A 17,533-nucleotide genomic window follows, 5' to 3' on the forward strand; every position below is an offset into this window, starting at 1 on the left:
AAAGGACAATTTAAAACTTGAAATTCCGGCGGAATACCTGAACCTATTGGTGCCAAAATCTCAGAAAGTTTTAAATGAAAATGGATACTTGAGGCTTGGCAATTCTTATTCGATTTTTAAAAAGGACAAAGGATATGATTCTGGTTTATTGGAAACAGATTCTTTGTTTTCTGAAACTCAGCTGAATGAATTAGATTTGTTTTTTGGCCTATTGATCAAAGCGAGGGAAGATTATCACAGCAAAGGAGCCTTGGAAAAAGCAAACAGGTGGGTACAGACCAAGCTAAAAGAAAGGAGGGCAACCCCTACTTGGTTGACCTCCTTGAGAGAATCTGTCGGAAGACCTTGACCGCCCCTATTTTCCCAATTTCTTAAAATAAGTCTCAAAGACATTTCCTCCAAAGAACTTCCCGAAAGTCCCGACAGCTTTCAGTTCTTCGATTTTATTTGAAGTATTCAATGCCTTCATGGTAGTCAGCTGTTTTGCAAAATCAGCTGGTTCGATGATCAATTTTCCTTTTCCGATCACTTTTCCTGAGCTTGATTCTCCTTCATGAAGCGTGATGAATAAGGTCGTGGTGTCCTTCCACACGTCAAATCCCTTATCATTGAATACTTCCTTGAAACCTTTAAAATAGTATTTTTTACCTTCTTGGCTCAATAAGAGCGAATTGTAAAGCATCTTCTTTCTATCAGGATCATTGCTGTGTTCAATGAATAAATTGAAAGTTCCGTTGACTGCAGTAAGTGGGGCTTTGGACAAAGCCGGAGCCAACATGGTTCCAAACATCCCTGCTTCATGCGATGCTACTTCGACAAATGAATCCACATCTTGAGACTTGATAGTCAGGATAAATTCAAAAGAGGAATTGGATGATTTCCCTTTTTCAAAACCGCTTTCATAGTCCTCCGTTTCTTCCAAAGAAAAGAAGCCTTTCATAGACTCAGTGAATTGAACTCCAGGTTTTAGATTTGGAGCTGTATCTTTTTCAGTAATAGGCTTCAAGGCATAATCCAACTCCTTTTCAAGATTTTCGGCGATTATTTTACAGCTTCTTTCTGCCAATGCGCTGATAGTCAACAACGGATTCGTACCCACAGGCCTTGGAATCACCGCCCCATCCATCACATACAATCCCTTGTGAAGTTCTTTTCCTGATTGGCCTGAAAAAACCTGTCCTTTGTGATCCACCACGCCTTTGGAAGCATCATCAGCCATTCCACAGCCACCCAATGGGTGAACCGTCACCAGGTCATAATCCATTTGTTTGTTCCATGTTGGGTTTGGGATTTTGGTACCTCCGAGCGCTTCCGTAGCACTATACAATTCACCTGAGACCTTGTTGAATATTTCCTGCTTGCCAACTCCTTTCCATTTGATGTTGAGGTTATCATTCTCCAAAACCATTTCGCCATTGCCATCATCATGAGTCATGACCAAGTATATCTGAGTATGGTTTACTGCTCCATAGAAAGGTCCTCTAATCAAACTGGTAATTTCTCTGACTTTTTCTTTAAAAAAATCTCCCCAACCACGGTCTGTATTTTTGCCAAATAACCTTGAAGTAGTCACCAACATTCCTGCCATCAATCCCCTGATTGGCCCGGGAACAGTACCTTCTTCCAAAGTCATTCCATCTTCCATTTTGGCCCGGCTTCTCATGTCAATGACACTTGTGATACATGGACCAACGTTTGCTACCTGATCAGTACCTTTTTTCCCAAGGCCGATACCATTGATGGCTACATCGTTGTTATAGCCAAAACCAAGGACATCCCCATTGCCTGTAAATCTTTTCCCAAGAAAACCCGATACGGAAAGTCCATGCTGTGCAGATCTGAGCAAAATCTCAGTTGATCCAAGAGATCCTGCACCCAAGATGACATTATCAGCCTCGATGAACATCTCCGGAGCTTTAAACACTTCCCTTCCTGTATGCATGGGATTGAAAAATACGCGCCATCCATTTTCAGTTTTTTCAATATACCGCACATTGATTTCGGTAAAAATCTCTGCCCCGTAGTTGAAAGCATCAGGAAGGTAATTCATCGCAGTGGTGTTTTTGGCACCTACATTACATCCTGTCACACAATCCCCGCAGTTGGTGCATTTGGGTTGAGAAATACCCACATGGTTATTTTCCTTATTTTCAAAAGTGACATTAATGTCCAAGAGCCTGAATTCTTCAGCCATTCTGTCGGCGGATTTTCTCATAGCTTGGGTTTTGTTTAAAACCGGATAGCCGTTCTGATTTTCAGGATAGGGATTGGGTTTTAACATTTCCCAAGCTTTGTCTAATCCTTCATAAAATGAAGCCAAATCATTCCTGATGGCACTTGGCCACTCGGGTTGGTCCATGACCCTAGGATCTGGTTTAATAGAGACATTCGCATTGATAAGTGATGTTCCCCCAAGTCCACAGCCTTTCAAGACACTTATACCATCACCTAAAGTAAATTCATAAAGCCCATTTCTTTCTTTCGACTCTTTGCCTGTGTTCAAAGTCATTTCTTTTGCCGCTTCAGCAAGCGTATCAGGAAACTGACCCGGTAAAAATTCTTTTCCTTTTTCGAAAAGGCAAACAGACTTTCCTAGACGAGACATGCGCGATGCAGCAATGCTTCCTCCGTATCCTGAACCGATGACCACAAAATCATAATGGCTCTTCAGGTCTGATAATGGCTTGGATAGTTTTTTCATGATTTGTGAGGGATTTGGATTGGCTCTTCGATTAGTTCATATTTGATTTTATCACCTTCAAACTTGGGTTTTTCCTTATCACCGACATTTTTCCAGTTTTTGACAACTGACCTGATTCCAACAGGATAAATTGTGGTTCCTTCAGGAGAAATATGGATCCTGATAAAGTTCTTAAAATCTTCCCCTTTGAATGAAGAAGAAGCTTCTGTAATGTGGTTACCAAGAAATCTTGAACTGAACCACAGGTAAATTCCAAAGATGAATCCGCTATAGATGTATTCTGCTATTACCAGAATCAGTCCCATCAAAAGGAAATTCCAAAAAGAAAAAAGTGAACCTTCATGATTGAAACTGGAAAACAGTACGGAAAGCAAAATATAAAATCCTCCGATATGAAGTAACCCGTGAATTGCACCTATGAGGCGGTTGACCTGCTTATTCTGACCTGACTTTACATCTGTAAAGGAATAAATCCCAAAACCCAAAACCAGCGTCAATATCAAAACAGATGGGGTAAGAACAGCGATGTTAATGATTTCCCAGATTGAAATTTTGGCTGAAATTTTTTCAGGTAAAAAGTGGCCAGTTTTGAGACCTCCAATCACCAAAAAATAAAAGGTTACAAGATGTAAAGCGCTTAACACCAATGCCAATTTCCATCCGAACTGCAAAAAACGAAAATTCAGATTGTTTAGAGAATATGATTCATCTTGAGAAGGGAAGGCTTTCTTCAATTCAATTGAATGCCTGCTGTCTGAGTAGGCATGTTGCTTTAAACTGTGTGTAGTGTGCATGAAGGCCCCTCCTCCCCCTGCAGTTATCAATTGCCTCTTTTCACCAGACCTATAGGCATCCTCATACCTTGAATAGTGATGAAGGTCTCCGGTGAGTATTACTTTGATCTCGAGGTCCTTATTTTTGCCTTGATAGTAATTTTTACTTTCGTCAAGATCTTCAGAATATCCTTTTAAAATCCTGTTGATGAAGAAATTCAACCTTTTGTTGGAATTGTTTTTGACATCAAAGGATTCGTAGACCCAAGCAGGTTCGGCTGTTGCCAAAAGGATTTTATCCCCTTCTTTAAAGTACTTATTTGCGATTTTTTGGAAGTATAGAATTTGGGGATAGTCGATATCTGATTCAAGCTGAATATCAATACCAATTAGCCAATAGTTATGTGGTAGTTTGAGTGCGAAATAGCTTCTTCTTTGCTGTGTCTGCCAATTACCGATAGATCTCTTTTGGCAAAAAACCTTTAAAAAATTGGTTAAACCATCATACCAATCATGGTTGCCCGGAATCGCAAATAAGTGGGGTTTATCTGCATCGTTTTTTTGTTCAGGAAAGGCTGCATGATATGGACCCTGCAGCCTGTTTCTGTATTCTTCAATTTCAGGAGTAGGATATACTTCATCACCTCCCATCACAAGAATTTTTCCCCTTTGGGTAATCGTACCATCCAAGTCCAGTGTTTTTTCAGCCAATAGTTTGGCCAATGTAAAGGTGGGATTGAAGCCATCCCCGAGATCAGAGATATAATCCAACCAAATCTCGTCCTTTTGGGAGTAGTCAAAAAATTCTTGATGCTCATCCACCATCGAGACTTCTAGAAGACTTACATCCTGTTGAGGAATATCAGTATCAGTTTGCCCTTTTTGCTCAGTATCCAATGCAGCCTGCATTTCTCTTCTATCTGCAAAATTGCCGAATATACTTGAAACGACTGTTTTGGCCGCCGTAGAAGCAAGCTGCTTGGGATCATACCAATCAACCATCGGTTTTCTTTCAAAATCCATAGTTTATAAAATTTTTTAAAATAGAAAATCGCTTTTTTATTCCTGTTTGTTTATCGGTATATGTTTTTAAGCTGCTGTAATAAACAGCTTTTAGTCTATCCATAATTGATTGGTATAGAATGGTTTCAAGTATTAATTTATCATTTTCATCCCACATTTTGAAAGTTAATTGCTTAAAATTCAATCCGATAAACAATTCAATGGGGTTTGTCATAATGCCGGAAGCTATGATTTTATAAACCTTTTTATCCATAACAATAGAAGATTGAATGTCTAATTTGGTTCCTTTTGCAGATCTGGTAAATTTTGAACTATGGTCAAAACAAGAAATTTCGTGTGTTCTTTCTGATATTTTCAGACTAGAATAAACTTCCAACTCATTTCTTGATTCAAATTCCGCAAACCGGAAATAAAGGGAACATTTTAACTTTCCTGGAATGGCAGGGCTTGTTGATATCCCTGAAAAACTTGCCCTGAAGCTATATAGAAATTCCGGCTCAATATTTTTTGTTGCCTGAGAATCCATGTTTTCTCCATTTGGAGGAATGCTAGAAAGGTATTTTTTGGCATGTGCATAACCCATATTGATGAGTTCTTTTGCATTGATTTTATTGAAGAAAAAATCCGGGTCCAGAGGAAGCGGGATTTGGGATTTGATGACAAAAAGTTTGATGTCCTCAAAGTCGGAACCATTATTGGATAACCTCCCGAGTTTGTTGGCAAGGGAAATTTGGTTGTATTCCTCCAAAAGTGCTCCATTTGCACTCATTTCAATCATGTGTACATATTGGTTGAAGGCACCGCCAAGGTATGTTGGGCTGTTTCCAATAGCCCATACCAACCAAAGTTCCTTCGAGCCCTTTCTTACTGCCTCCATCAGGTTGGCATCTTTGATCCAAACTGCATCTGTATACCAAATTCCATCAATTTCAATGGCCGGCATAAATATGGGAAGTGATACCCCTGCTATCAGATGGTCTTCAGTGACTGATTTGGAAGGAATGGCTTCAACTGATTTGGAGGTGAAATTGCATACATTGAAAGTAGCCGCAAATTTTACCTGTTTGTTGATCTCGGGAACTGAAATTCCCAAATGAGTAAACACTTTTTTTCTGATATTGTCAGCATCTGCAAATCCCTGCATTTTGAAAGGTTTGAGGTAGCTTTTGGCACTGCCGGCAGACATGAATCCTGCCAGTTTGAGAGTTCTCCATTTTTCTGCTATATCTTTTGGTTCGTTTCCGCTTGCGAGCATTCCGGTATTAAAAATTCCGCCGGAGGTACCGTCTATATGATCAAATTGGATACCTGCTTCTTCCAAAGCAACCAGTACCCCGGCCTGATAGGCCACCCTCATTCCTCCTCCTGCAAGGATCAGCGATTTTTTTGAATTTCTTTCTATTTTGTTAGTTTCAGCCATTTTTAGACAGGGAAGATTTGGAATATACAAAAATCAAAACCCATCCTATGGCTTCATAGAAAAGGAAAAACTTCGTCAGGAAACCGGGATTTCCATCTACCAACCATGATACAATTCTGGCCATTATCCCCAAACCCATGGTAATTAGGAATACCCTGTTAAACTTCTTTTCTGAAAAAATCTCTTTGATAAATGTGAGTGCAAAAATCCCAAAACCCAATTCCAAACCTCTTAAAAACCTATATTGGCTGAAAATATTGATCCTCTCAAAATCATACAAGTCTTTGATTTGGAAGTTAAATAGGATTTTAAAATCTAATTCAGGATAGATAAAGGCACCCCAGAACCCTGCCACCACTACCAATCCTATATAGGTGTAAAAAAAGAAGTAGCTAGCCTTTTTCATTCCGATGGCAGGGTTTTCATATAGTATAAAAACAATATTCCTGAAAACAGGTCAAAGATCGCCACACTCAGGGCCATCCATGAAAACAATCCATTTATGACACCTAAGGTGACCGCTACAAAAGCTCCTAATTTTTGAAGCGCACTCCAAAAAACCACCACCCTGCTAGTATGGGAACTATACACAGCATGAACCATCATCCCTCCAAACAAAGCCATAAACATTCCTACGATTCCAAAAAGATGCCGAGTAGCATCTGTAATGTCAGCACCGATTACCTTCAGAACCGTAGCCGGCATGACTACCTGTGCAAGTCCTGATATGATGGTAATGACTGAAATGGCTATGATAATCAATGTGAGGTTTTTCTTCATTGTATTTCCGGTTTATAGATTTTAAAGCCTTATCCAGACATAGGAAAAAGATTTACTTTCGTTTTGCCTTTGCGATAAAAAAATACATGGTTATGCCCCACATGACGGTCAAAATGATCCATCTTAAATCATTGAGATACATCCATTCAGTCAAAAGTTTTTGAAGTGTTGCTTCATCTTGTACCCCCGCCGAGAATTGGTTGTTTATTGCTTCTATATATCGCTGCTGAATGATTACGGGAGCCAAAAGCCCCGGGATCCAAGCGATAGGTACCCACATCAGTTTTGTTTTCCATTCTGAAACCAACATAATCACCAAGCATACTGCCATGATGGGAATGGTGATGAAGAAAAACTTGGTCGCAAGCGTTGTTTGTGGAATGATGGCATCATAATAATTATCCAAGTTCAAGGTTGATGGGTAATTTGGAAACCAAAAGAAATGCAGAGACCAAAACATGCCCAAATAAATAGAAGCACAAAAGAAAATATATGCATTGCTCAGATCGACTGCTGTTTGTTTTAGAGGGCTCATAGGACAAATGGGTTTGATGGAAGACTATATTCTATATTTTTCGTAATCTGTTATTGAAGGATCTGGAAGCCAATCTTCACTCAATCCCAAATGATAAATACTTTCAAGACCTTCAGACATTTCCTTTTGGGGTTCATCATAGGTCATGAACCAACAATCAAAATGATCGTCAAGAATACCATTTGCTTTTGGCATGAAAACGGTAAAATATGGGTCAGGATTGATGTCTATATCCCTTAAAAATGAAACATTGGGATGGTCACCGATAAAAAGTTTCCCTTTTGCCTTTCCGAAAAGATTGACTCCTGCCTTGGTATCGAAATAGATATATGAAGCCATGAGCATATTTCGGAACCTACAATAATTGGTAGCTCCGACTTTTAGCTTTAGAGAAGCGCTTTTTGGCCTATCTATTTCTATTCGGAATGCAAATTGACCATCTTTTTCATATTGGCTTGTAACCTGCTTTTCGGTCACTTTAAAATCAAGATTTGCTTTGTGTTTCGGCATTCCCCAGATCCCTTTTCCACCTTTCACAGATACCTCGCTGCTAACAGGAAGATCTAAGATATATTGCCCTGTTCCAAAAGTTTTTAACATCATGGCATTCAGCATCCTTGGGGCAGGTTTTGCTCCATGGGTACATCCAATTGCAATGCTATATTCAATATATTTGCCAATACTCGTATCGATGTAATTGATTACTGTGATTAGCAAGGTCGCTTTTCCGTTTGGAAGACGGAGGGCATGGATTTCATTCCCGGGTAGAAGTGCATTTGCTTTTTCCCAATCACAGGTAAAACCTGCCATCAAAGCCGGGGAATTTCTAGCGCTAACTGGCATCACGTAAGGGATGCCGTCTACCAAAGCATGTCTTCCTTGGTATCTTTTGATTCTGTTAGGTGGCATAGGAATAATTATTAAGGTTTGTTCAATTCTGCAATCATCAAGGGAAATACATCTATATGGGCTTTCTTACCAAAGAAGACATCGAGATGGCTATAATTTTCCAAAAGGTATAATTGATGGACACCAGGGTCCACCCGCTCCAGATACTCGAAAGTATGTTGTTGGCTATCAGGTAAGAAGCAAAGATTTTTAATACCTCCAAACAACACAATTCTTGCTTTAGGATTAAAATCCTCCGGCGCATAGTTTTGACCATTTTTATTATTGTAAGGTATCAATACCCCCTTTTTAATACATTTTTGAATTTGCTTGAAAAAAGTCAGCGGTACATTTGCAAATTCTTGCTGGATCCAGTTCTTGGTTTCCTCATTGAGGTTTTCCAAAAGCCAAAGTGCCGGAAAGCCCGATCCATAGGTAAAACTCACAAATTTGCCCACCAAAGTATCATCTTCCGGATGGGTAGCTTTTACAAGCTTGCGAAGCATTTTTGATTTGAAATCAGGCGCTTCCAAACCCCATTGTGGATTCAGGTAATCAAACATCATGCTGACGATCGGAACCAAAAAGTTGATCTTAAAAACTGAAAATTTTGGTACGACAGGATGCAGGGAAACAGCATTGCTGATGATGGTTTTGACCTCTGGAAGCAGACCTTTGACGTAGGAAATCATAAAACTCGTACTTCCCTGACAATGGATGATTGCTTTGATTTCTTTTTTCCCTGTCAATTCTACTATTTTTTTTACAGCAGCCGGATGGTCGTTTTCTGCGACTACATCAAGATTCCATTCATTTGGCTCAAGGTCTATACTTGCTCTCCAGTTTTCTAACCACACATCATAACCATCTTCCGCCAATGCCTGTATGATGTTTTTTTCAGTCGGAGCATTAAAAATATTTGCCCTCACTCCTGCTCCATGGACTAACAAGACAGGGCCTTTACTGTCGCCGGATTTTTTATAATGCCAAAGATTGCATTTGAATCCGTCTAATGTTTCAAATTCTATAATATCAAATAGCTCTTTCATATTATCTTAAAAAACAGCATTAATTTAATATAAAAAATTGCAAAATCATTATTTATCAGAATAAATATTCAATTTATGATTTAAATATATAAGATAATTTTAAGTATGGGAATTGGATAAATTTATGAATGATTTAAATCACCTTTATGATATCAGCATTTGAAAAAGCTCTCTGTTTTGGAATATCCAGTATAAAATTCTAATGCAAATTAGGATTGTAATGTGAAGTTTTGGACTGACTGTTTGAGTTTTTTTAAAAATAACACCTATGTTTTTAATTTAAAATAAATTTCATATCCAATAAATAATATTTCATCCTATAAATTTTGTAATGTAAATTTTTTTAATATGAAAATTTTGAAATAAATTTTTTTCTTCCTTATTTTCAATCAGTTGAGTCACCCAAACACCCAACAATAATCACCCTTTTACTCCATTTGAAATGAAAAAATTTCTAACAAGCACAATTGCAATCTTTATGGTTTGCCTGATTTTTTCAGCAAACGATCTATTGGCAAATGCAGGTTCCCCTAATCAAGAGGGAAAAGTAGATAAACATGTTAATATTCAGCAGGATCAAAATGAATATAATCAAGCTGGTATATTTCCTTTTATGAATGAAACTTCAATATTTCCTATTCAATTCAGTAAATCTCATGTTTTATTTTTAGGCTTTATTCTTTCCGTCATTTTATTCGTTTTCGCTCACAAAAACAGTTTCGAGACTGATATCTATGCATTTTATCATTCAAATAGAGACGGAAGTATAATATTTGAAAATTCAGAAGCAGAAAGTGCTTATGAATTCAGCTCCTTTTTAGCAAAGACATTTAGGATCCTAGGTATCCTGACTTTATTTGCTACCATTATATTATTATTTATCTAAATAGACTCTATCCGCAAACCAAGACATTGACTTTGGCTAATTTTTTAATCTATTCATAATTGGTGAAGAGGTCCACTGCAGATTCTGCAGTGGCCTTTTTTCTTTAAGATGGGTCCACTTGCCTTTTGCGATGGACTTTTTGTTTTCTATTTTTTTTAAAACAGAATCTTGACCTTATCTTTAACTCATATTTCAAACCAATTAACCAATGAAAAAAATAAAAACAGCCATTGTGGGAACAGGCTTTATCGGTCCTGCACATTTGGAAGCTCTTAGAAGATTACCGTATATAGAAGTCACCGCCTTGTGTGAAGTTAATATGGATCTTGCAAAGGAGAAGGCAAATCAGCTTGGAATTCCAAATGCCTACACTTTTGAAGAAATGCTCAAGCAGCCAGACATTGACGTGGTACATATTTGCACGCCTAATTTTCTGCACTTTTCTCAATCAAAAGCAGCGCTTTTAGCTGGAAAACATGTAGTCTGTGAAAAACCTCTCGCGACCAAAATTGAAGAGGCTGAAGAATTGGTAGCTCTGGCAAAGGAGAAAGGCCTTGTAAATGCCGTTCACTTTAACCTCAGGTATTACCCATTAGTCCGTCAGATGAAAACCATGAGGGAAAATGGCGATTTGGGTGAGGTTTATAGCGTGATGGGTTCATACCTTCAGGATTGGTTGTTTTTGCAAACCGATTACAATTGGAGATTGGAACCTGACAAGTCAGGGGATTCAAGGGCTATTGCAGATATTGGTTCCCATCTCTTGGACATTACTGAATATGTCACAGGATTAAAGGTAACTGAAGTAATGGCAGATTTTTCAACCGTACATAAGACAAGGCTGAAGCCATTAAAAGCAATCGAAACTTATTCTGGAAAAATGTTAGAGCCATCGGATTATGCTGAAGTTCCAATCAATACAGAGGACCATGCAAGTGTATTGTTAAGATTTGATAATGGAAACAAAGGTTCTGTGACGGTAAGCCAAGTGAACGCAGGTAGAAAAAACAGACTTAACATTGAGATTTCGGGGTCTAAGGCCAATTTTGAATGGTGTTCAGAAAGGCCAAATGAGCTTTGGATCGGGAAAAGAGAAACGGCAAACCACCATTTGATGAAAGACCCTTCTTTGCTTACCCGAGAAGCATCCGGGTTGGTGAGCTTTCCAGGAGGCCACAATGAGGGTTTTCCTGACACTTCCAAGCAGATGTTCAAAGAAGTATATGCTGCTGTCAGAGAAGGAAAACAGCCGGAGCAACCAAGTTTCCCGACATTTGAGGATGGACTGAGGGAACTTTTGATCTGTGAGAGAATCATTGAAAGCCATAGAAAGCAGGCTTGGGTGAAGATTTGATAGGATTAATAACAACCATATTCCTGTTTTGGGAGTTAAACCATCATTAATCAAATACAAATTAAACCATCAAAGAAATGAATTTAAGAAAATTAGGTTTTTTGACCATGTTGTTTGCAATGGTATCCATTGTGGCCTTTGCACAAGAGAAAGCAAGTCCTGCCAAAACTGCAGAAGGAACTGTTAAAGGTTCCAAAATTACCATCAATTACAGCAGTCCTGCAGTCAAAGGCAGGGTAATCTGGGGTGATTTGGTTCCATTGGGTCAAGTTTGGAGAGCCGGAGCAGATGATGCTACCACTTTTGAAACGTCCAAAGACATCAAAATCCAAGGACAGACGCTTCCTGCAGGAAAGTATTCATTCTTCATCATCCCCGGTGAGACAAGTTCTACCTTTATTTTCAACAAGGAAGCCAAGCAATGGGGAGCTTACAAATATGACCAAAGCAAAGATGCTTTGAGAGTAGAAGTTCCATCTATACAAACAAGCACCCTGGAAGAAAGATTGGTGTATGAAGTGAAATCTGACAGTTTTGAAATCAGGTGGGAATATGGCAAAGCTTCGGCCAAGATTGAATAGAAAATAATTCCATTTGTCAAGCGATACCGCTGCTTGTGAACCTTCCGTTCTACATCCAGCGGTATTTTTTTTACCTTTGGTTCAAAATCTGAACTTTGAACTTCGACTATCAATTCATTGACCTTCCGATAAAGGACATTATTCCTGAAGTAAAATCCCTCCTTGTATCCAACAACACCCTGATAGTAAATGCCCCTCCGGGTGCAGGAAAAAGTACTCTTTTGCCTTTGGTGTTGCTTGGGGAGCATTTTTTGGAGGGGAAGAAAATCCTTATGCTAGAACCAAGGCGGCTTGCTGCAAAAACCATAGCCTGGCGCATGTCTGACCTGATCGGTGAAAAAGTCGGGGAAACCATAGGCTTTCGGATCCGCTTTGAAAACCAAGTATCATCCAAAACAAGGATTGAGGTGGTCACAGAAGGGATTTTGACCAGGATGCTGCATTCAGACAGTACCTTAGAGGATGTTGGAATGGTGATTTTTGATGAATTTCATGAGAGGAACATCCACGCTGACGTTGCAATGGCATTATGCCGCGAAGTCCAACAGATTTTGAGACCAGATTTGCGTATTTTGGTCATGTCTGCCACTTTAGATATGCCCCAGCTGACGTCTTTACTGCAAGCTCCTGCTATCAAAAGTGAAGGAAAATCTTATCCTGTGTCGCAGCACTATGTCGGTGATTTTGACATGGGGATTTTACCAGAGGTGGTTTCAAAAACGGTTATTGACGCCTCTTTGAAGCATAAAGGAGACATTTTGGTTTTTTTACCAGGTCAAGGAGAAATCAAAAAGACTGAAGCGATATTACGAAAACAAATGCCTGGTTTTTCTATCCACCCTTTGTATGGACTACTTAGCCCACAGGCGCAACATCATGCCATTTTTCCCAATAAAAGTGGAAAGAGAAAGGTCGTTTTAGCGACTTCAATAGCTGAAACCAGTTTGACCATAGAAGGTATCCAAACAGTGGTGGATTCAGGCTTTGGTCGTACTTCAAAATTCAATCCCAGAACAGGACTTTCCAAATTGGAAACGATCAGGATTTCCAAAGATTCTGCCGACCAGCGCTCAGGAAGAGCCGGTCGGCTTGGTCCCGGAGTTTGCTACAGGATGTGGTCCCGGCATACCCATGCACAGATGGCAGACTTTAGGACACCGGAGATTTTGGAAGCGGATTTGGCTTTTTTGGTTTTGGATATGGTCCAATGGGGAACAAAAGATATACAGGATCTCACTTGGTTGACTCCTCCCCCGTCAGGACATGTTTCCCAGGCGTATGAGCTGCTTCATGAGATCAATGCCATGGAATCAGGCAAAATCACCTCCCACGGGCAAAAAATCCATACCATCCCTGCTCATCCACGCATCGCGCATATGTTGCTTATGGCTGAGAAAATCGGCAAAAGTGGTTTGGCAACGGACATTGCAGCTCTATTGGAAGAAAGGGATCCTTTGGAGGCTGATGCCGGGGTGGATATCAACCTGAGGTTGGATGCGGTGAGAAGAGCCAGACGGGAATCACTTTCAGTCAAAGGAATAAATAAGATCGAAAAGGTTGCGAAACAATACCGCAAAATGCTTCAGATTGAGGAAGAAAATGGATTTGTGGATCCATTTGAAACTGGATTGCTGATCGCTTATGCATATCCTGAAAGGATTGCCTGTTCGAGACCGGGAAACAACGCCCAATTCCAGCTCGCAAATGGGAAGATTGTGATGATGGGCCACCGGGACGACCTTGCCCATGAATCATGGCTTGCCGTGTCACACGTGGATGCAAGAGATGGGGTCGGCAAAATATTCATGGCTTCTCCTTTGAATCCCAAGGACCTGATTTCAATGGTGAAGGAAAAGAAGATCATCAAATGGGACAAAAGAAACGGAGAATTGGTCGCAGTCAAAAACCTTTGCCTAGGATCCATCATCCTAAAATCCAGCCCCCTTACCAATCTTTCCGAAACAGAAAGGGCAGCTGCTATCCTTGATGCCATCCATGCGGAGGGGGATAATTTGCTTAATTTCAACGAAGAAACCCATCAACTCCAAAACCGGGTCAATTCACTCAGAATTTGGAACCCTAGTCAAGAATGGCCTGATTTTACCATTCCCTCACTTTTGGAGAATGCCGGTAAATGGCTTTCTCCTTACCTCATTGGGGTCAAAAGGGAGGAAGATATACTTAGGTTAAATCTGAAAGAGATCCTTTTTGACAGCCTGAACTTTGACCAGCAAGAACTTTTGCAAGCTTTGGCACCGGAAAAAATAGCTGTTCCGAGTGGAAGCATGATTGCCATTCAATATTCCGGTCAGGGAGAGCCGCCTGTCTTGGCGGTAAGGCTTCAGGAAGTTTTTGGTTGGATGGACACCCCCAAAATCAATGCTGGGAAAATCCCTTTGTTGTTACACCTTTTATCACCCGGATTCAAGCCCGTTCAGGTTACTTCTGACCTGAGAAGTTTTTGGATGAATACTTATTTTGAAGTAAAGAAAGAACTTAAAAGAAGATATCCCAAGCATTCTTGGCCAGAAGATCCACTAAAGGCAGAGGCTGTTCGTGGTGTGAAAAGGAAATAGATTCCTAGGACAAAGGAATGAAAAAGCAGATTTTTGGGATTTTTTTAGGAATCAATGGATAACCGCTTTAATAGAATTTCCCAAAAATTAATTTTTGGATAAAATTCAAAATCTGGACCATTGACCTGATCTCTTTAGTAAATGACCTACATTATGAAGAACCCTGAATTAATTCAAAGGTCCCATTTCGGATAAGCATATCAAAATATCATTATTATTTTTTGCAAAGGGTACCAATTTAATTCTTGAAATTCCTTTATCCTTAAGTCTAATTTTTACAGGTTGGGTCTTATTGCCTAACCTCCATTTTGTTTGGGAAAAATTGGTTCAAATTCATTTTCTAGAGAATTCAAATCCCAAAATCAATTTCAGCAAATCCTTTCAGAGACCTAACTTGGTATTCATAAGTTGGATTTTAACCATTATTGACATGAAATCTTTTATCACGGGTGCATCAGGATATTTGGGGCAAAGGCTGGCAATGAGACTTGCCGAAAACGGTGAAAAGGTCCATGCCTTTATCCGAAATCCCAATGCAGCCAAATTCTTGGACCATCCTAACATCAAAATTTTTTATGGAGATATACTTGATTTAGACAGTATTCAAAAAGGTATGAGTGGGTGTGATGTCGTTTTTCATGTGGCAGCATTGGCAAGGATTTGGACCAAAGATCCAGATGACTTTTATAAGACCAATGTGGAAGGTACTTCTAATATGGTCCGGGCTTCCCGGGAATTGGATATTTCAAAATTCATTTTGACAAGTACTACAGGAACCATAGGGCCATCACTTAACCTTCCAAACAATGAAGAAACCCCCAGATGGTCCAGTTTCAATAATGACTATGAGATCACCAAATTTTTGGCAGAACAAGAATTGTTAAAACAGGTGGAGATGGGATTTCCTGGTTTGATCGTACTTCCTTCCAGGATTTTTGGGCCGGGAATAGATTCTCCGAGTTCAGGAGTAAATAGGGCAATAAAAGGATTTATGGAAAAAAAATTTGCCATCATTCCCAAGCAAAGTCATCCCCTGGGGAATTATGCATACATAGATGATATTGTCAATGGTCATATACTTGCTAGGGACATGGGAACAATAGGAGAAAGATATATTCTCGGTGGTGAAAATAAATCCATAGGACAATTATTCCAAGCCATAAAAAAAGGGTTTAACAAAAAGGGGATGATCATTGGAATCCCCATTTGGCCAATGGAGTATTTTTCTTGGATGTCCCAATTTTTGGCAGAGCGTATAGGTTTAGAACCAAAAATCACACCTGATTTTGTCAAGCGGTTAACTCAAAACTCATCATTTGATTGTTCCAAGGCAATTTCCAATCTAGGTTATACCATTACTCCATTTGAGAAGGCAATAGAATCTACCATTCAGTTTTATATAAAATGAAAAAGCCATGAAGCATTTTGTTATGATCACAGGAGCTAGTGAAGGTTTAGGAAAATCCTTTGCAATTGAGTCAGCTAAAAAAGGAATGGATCTATTCTTGGTCTCCTTACCAAATTCAGGTTTACCGAATCTTTGTAAACTTATTGAAACAAATTTCAATGTTTTTGTTGACTGTATGGAATTGGATTTGATGGAAGACCAAAACTGTATTCAGCTCCTGAATTATGTTAAAACAAAAAAATATCCGGTCACCTTTCTAATCAACAATGCAGGAATTGGAGGTAATTACCAATTTTCCGATGAAAACTTTGACGTATTCAACAGGATGATTCAATTGAATATCAAAGCTTTAACTTGTGTTACACACGGTATGATCGAGATATTGGCACACCAAACGGAGTCTTATATTTTAAATGTTAGCAGCATTATCATTTTCTTTGAAGGTCCTTTCAAGCAGGTTTATGGAGCCACCAAATCATTTATCAAATACTTTTCACAAAGTCTTGGAATAGAGTTGGAAGACCGAAATATCCATGTCTCCGTTCTTTGCCCAGGTGGAATCAATTCAAATATCAGGCAAGCCAGGGTTTTGAACAATTGTAATATGATCCAAAAAATTTCAATATTAGATCCCGAGCAGGTAGCAGCTGAAGCCATTGAAAATACCCTTAAAAGACAAAAAATAATAATCCCAGGAAAGGTTGCCAATCTATATTTTTATTGTTCAATGCTTTTTCCAAAGCAGCTTAAAAAATTTCTAATAAAGTCTAACAACAGCAAACTTATGATTGCAATCAAGCCCTAAAAAGCCTTAAAATTTGGCTAAATAAGGAAATTACTATAAGTTATCGAGATAACCCAACAGGTTTAAAAAGCAAGCTACAGTAAATGGTGTTACTTGCATTTCGTCCATTTTAGCCAAATATATATCCCGGACTTCTTTATACTTAGATGGATTGTAGAGTTTCGCCAAAGCAATACCCCGAGATGACCTGTATGTGAAATTCTGAGTTACAATGTTTCTGTCAGGATCTTCATTAAAAAACCTTTCAAGTCTAATCCCTTTAGAATAATGGTCCATCCACGGGAAACCGTCTTTGACAAGAAAATCTTCCACTTTTTCAATCACAGGATTGATTTCCATATCATTTTCCAAAAAGTATCTTTTTGGCATTTTGGGATCGATCTTATCTAATGTTTCCACCAAAGTGATACTTCGATCTTTGTAATCCCCAAGCGTTGGCAGGAATTTATGGATGATTGATTCGACAAGGTCAAACCTTAAGCCTAAATGGTATTCCAGATAAGAAGCGTCATTGAAGTGGGTATGGTGAAAAAATATTATTTGTTTTCCTTGGGTTATGGACTTAGAATAATGAAGCTGTTTCTTTTCCAAACTGAAGCCAAAGTCAGCTAGGAATTCTTCATGCAACAATATCATTTCTTTTATTTTCATGGATTATTCCAATTTTATATTTGATATAACGGTTTATAGTGGGTCTTATTATGAAATTATAAATAAATTTTATAGTAGGAATATAGGCGATTTTTTTAAATTT

The 17,533-nt window shown here is 38.9% G+C and carries 16 protein-coding genes; 7 read left to right on the forward strand and 9 right to left on the reverse strand.

The features are described 5' to 3' along the window. Window positions 1-349, forward strand: a 349-nt coding sequence (locus tag ACZFYI_RS04640; protein ID WP_462522948.1) for a hypothetical protein, incomplete at its 5' end; no start/stop codon positions are given. A gap of 6 nt (window positions 350-355) precedes the next feature. On the opposite strand, the gene ACZFYI_RS04645 is transcribed toward ACZFYI_RS04640, so the two are convergent. From ACZFYI_RS04645 to ACZFYI_RS04680, 8 genes are read right to left on the reverse strand one after another with little or no spacing between them, the layout of a single operon-like run. Then, window positions 356-2,701: a GMC family oxidoreductase N-terminal domain-containing protein gene (locus tag ACZFYI_RS04645; protein WP_462522949.1), complete on the reverse strand. Its 2,346-nt coding sequence runs from the start codon at window positions 2,699-2,701 to the stop codon at window positions 356-358. Then, complete coding sequence (locus ACZFYI_RS04650; protein WP_462522950.1) at window positions 2,698-4,497, reverse strand: metallophosphoesterase; 1,800 nt, start codon at window positions 4,495-4,497, stop codon at window positions 2,698-2,700. The genes ACZFYI_RS04645 and ACZFYI_RS04650 overlap by 4 nt, the downstream gene beginning before the upstream one ends. Continuing rightward, window positions 4,487-5,917 (reverse strand): patatin-like phospholipase family protein, encoded by a 1,431-nt coding sequence (locus ACZFYI_RS04655; RefSeq protein WP_462522951.1) that lies wholly within the window; start codon window positions 5,915-5,917, stop codon window positions 4,487-4,489. The genes ACZFYI_RS04650 and ACZFYI_RS04655 overlap by 11 nt, the downstream gene beginning before the upstream one ends. Beyond that, entirely contained in the window at window positions 5,910-6,323 is a 414-nt protein-coding gene (locus ACZFYI_RS04660; RefSeq protein ID WP_462522952.1) for a DUF4345 family protein, read from the reverse strand. The genes ACZFYI_RS04655 and ACZFYI_RS04660 overlap by 8 nt, the downstream gene beginning before the upstream one ends. After that, on the reverse strand, window positions 6,320-6,697 hold the full coding sequence (locus ACZFYI_RS04665; RefSeq protein ID WP_462522953.1) for a patatin: 378 nt from the start codon (window positions 6,695-6,697) through the stop codon (window positions 6,320-6,322). Before ACZFYI_RS04665 ends, ACZFYI_RS04660 begins: the two co-directional genes overlap by 4 nt. Window positions 6,698-6,749: 52 nt before the next feature. Continuing rightward, the gene (locus tag ACZFYI_RS04670; protein WP_462522954.1) at window positions 6,750-7,232 is read right to left on the reverse strand and encodes a hypothetical protein; all 483 of its coding nucleotides are present in this window, start codon (window positions 7,230-7,232) and stop codon (window positions 6,750-6,752) included. A 24-nt stretch (window positions 7,233-7,256) separates the two neighbouring features. Further along, window positions 7,257-8,141: an acetoacetate decarboxylase family protein gene (locus tag ACZFYI_RS04675; RefSeq protein WP_462522955.1), complete on the reverse strand. Its 885-nt coding sequence runs from the start codon at window positions 8,139-8,141 to the stop codon at window positions 7,257-7,259. An 11-nt stretch (window positions 8,142-8,152) separates the two neighbouring features. Beyond that, window positions 8,153-9,169: an esterase gene (locus tag ACZFYI_RS04680; protein ID WP_462522956.1), complete on the reverse strand. Its 1,017-nt coding sequence runs from the start codon at window positions 9,167-9,169 to the stop codon at window positions 8,153-8,155. Window positions 9,170-9,611: 442 nt separating this feature from the next. Between ACZFYI_RS04680 and ACZFYI_RS04685 the strand changes: the two genes are divergently transcribed. The 6 genes from ACZFYI_RS04685 to ACZFYI_RS04710 all read left to right on the forward strand — a co-directional run bounded on the left by ACZFYI_RS04685 (window position 9,612) and on the right by ACZFYI_RS04710 (window position 16,779). Beyond that, the gene (locus ACZFYI_RS04685; protein WP_462522957.1) at window positions 9,612-10,055 is read left to right on the forward strand and encodes a hypothetical protein; all 444 of its coding nucleotides are present in this window, start codon (window positions 9,612-9,614) and stop codon (window positions 10,053-10,055) included. Between the two features lie 208 nt (window positions 10,056-10,263). Next, entirely contained in the window at window positions 10,264-11,409 is a 1,146-nt protein-coding gene (locus tag ACZFYI_RS04690; RefSeq protein WP_462522958.1) for a Gfo/Idh/MocA family protein, read from the forward strand. A 77-nt stretch (window positions 11,410-11,486) separates the two neighbouring features. Further along, on the forward strand, window positions 11,487-11,990 hold the full coding sequence (locus tag ACZFYI_RS04695) for a DUF2911 domain-containing protein (protein ID WP_462522959.1): 504 nt from the start codon (window positions 11,487-11,489) through the stop codon (window positions 11,988-11,990). Window positions 11,991-12,085: 95 nt separating this feature from the next. Further along, on the forward strand, window positions 12,086-14,566 hold the full coding sequence (gene hrpB / locus ACZFYI_RS04700; protein ID WP_462522960.1) for an ATP-dependent helicase HrpB: 2,481 nt from the start codon (window positions 12,086-12,088) through the stop codon (window positions 14,564-14,566). A 430-nt stretch (window positions 14,567-14,996) separates the two neighbouring features. Next, on the forward strand, window positions 14,997-15,974 hold the full coding sequence (locus ACZFYI_RS04705) for an NAD-dependent epimerase/dehydratase family protein (RefSeq protein ID WP_462522961.1): 978 nt from the start codon (window positions 14,997-14,999) through the stop codon (window positions 15,972-15,974). 7 nt (window positions 15,975-15,981) lie between these two features. Beyond that, complete coding sequence (locus ACZFYI_RS04710) at window positions 15,982-16,779, forward strand: SDR family NAD(P)-dependent oxidoreductase (protein WP_462522962.1); 798 nt, start codon at window positions 15,982-15,984, stop codon at window positions 16,777-16,779. Between the two features lie 33 nt (window positions 16,780-16,812). Here the strand turns inward: ACZFYI_RS04710 and ACZFYI_RS04715 are convergent, their stop codons facing one another. Continuing rightward, the gene (locus ACZFYI_RS04715) at window positions 16,813-17,430 is read right to left on the reverse strand and encodes a hypothetical protein (protein ID WP_462522963.1); all 618 of its coding nucleotides are present in this window, start codon (window positions 17,428-17,430) and stop codon (window positions 16,813-16,815) included. Window positions 17,431-17,533: the final 103 nt, after the last annotated feature.

It is taken from the genome of Aquiflexum sp., from assembly GCF_977115555.1.

Excerpts from the sequence above, each read along its gene's own strand:
- ACZFYI_RS04645 (WP_462522949.1), bottom strand. The coding sequence starts at position 2,701 with ATGAAAAAACTATCCAAGCCATTATCAGACCTGAAGAGCCATTATGAT.
- ACZFYI_RS04650 (WP_462522950.1), bottom strand. The coding sequence starts at position 4,497 with ATGGATTTTGAAAGAAAACCGATGGTTGATTGGTATGATCCCAAGCAG.
- ACZFYI_RS04655 (WP_462522951.1), bottom strand. The coding sequence starts at position 5,917 with ATGGCTGAAACTAACAAAATAGAAAGAAATTCAAAAAAATCGCTGATC.
- ACZFYI_RS04660 (WP_462522952.1), bottom strand. The coding sequence starts at position 6,323 with ATGAAAAAGGCTAGCTACTTCTTTTTTTACACCTATATAGGATTGGTA.
- ACZFYI_RS04665 (WP_462522953.1), bottom strand. The coding sequence starts at position 6,697 with ATGAAGAAAAACCTCACATTGATTATCATAGCCATTTCAGTCATTACC.
- ACZFYI_RS04670 (WP_462522954.1), bottom strand. The coding sequence starts at position 7,232 with ATGAGCCCTCTAAAACAAACAGCAGTCGATCTGAGCAATGCATATATT.
- ACZFYI_RS04675 (WP_462522955.1), bottom strand. The coding sequence starts at position 8,141 with ATGCCACCTAACAGAATCAAAAGATACCAAGGAAGACATGCTTTGGTA.
- ACZFYI_RS04680 (WP_462522956.1), bottom strand. The coding sequence starts at position 9,169 with ATGAAAGAGCTATTTGATATTATAGAATTTGAAACATTAGACGGATTC.
- ACZFYI_RS04685 (WP_462522957.1), top strand. The coding sequence starts at position 9,612 with ATGAAAAAATTTCTAACAAGCACAATTGCAATCTTTATGGTTTGCCTG.
- ACZFYI_RS04690 (WP_462522958.1), top strand. The coding sequence starts at position 10,264 with ATGAAAAAAATAAAAACAGCCATTGTGGGAACAGGCTTTATCGGTCCT.
- ACZFYI_RS04695 (WP_462522959.1), top strand. The coding sequence starts at position 11,487 with ATGAATTTAAGAAAATTAGGTTTTTTGACCATGTTGTTTGCAATGGTA.
- ACZFYI_RS04705 (WP_462522961.1), top strand. The coding sequence starts at position 14,997 with ATGAAATCTTTTATCACGGGTGCATCAGGATATTTGGGGCAAAGGCTG.
- ACZFYI_RS04710 (WP_462522962.1), top strand. The coding sequence starts at position 15,982 with ATGAAGCATTTTGTTATGATCACAGGAGCTAGTGAAGGTTTAGGAAAA.
- ACZFYI_RS04715 (WP_462522963.1), bottom strand. The coding sequence starts at position 17,430 with ATGAAAATAAAAGAAATGATATTGTTGCATGAAGAATTCCTAGCTGAC.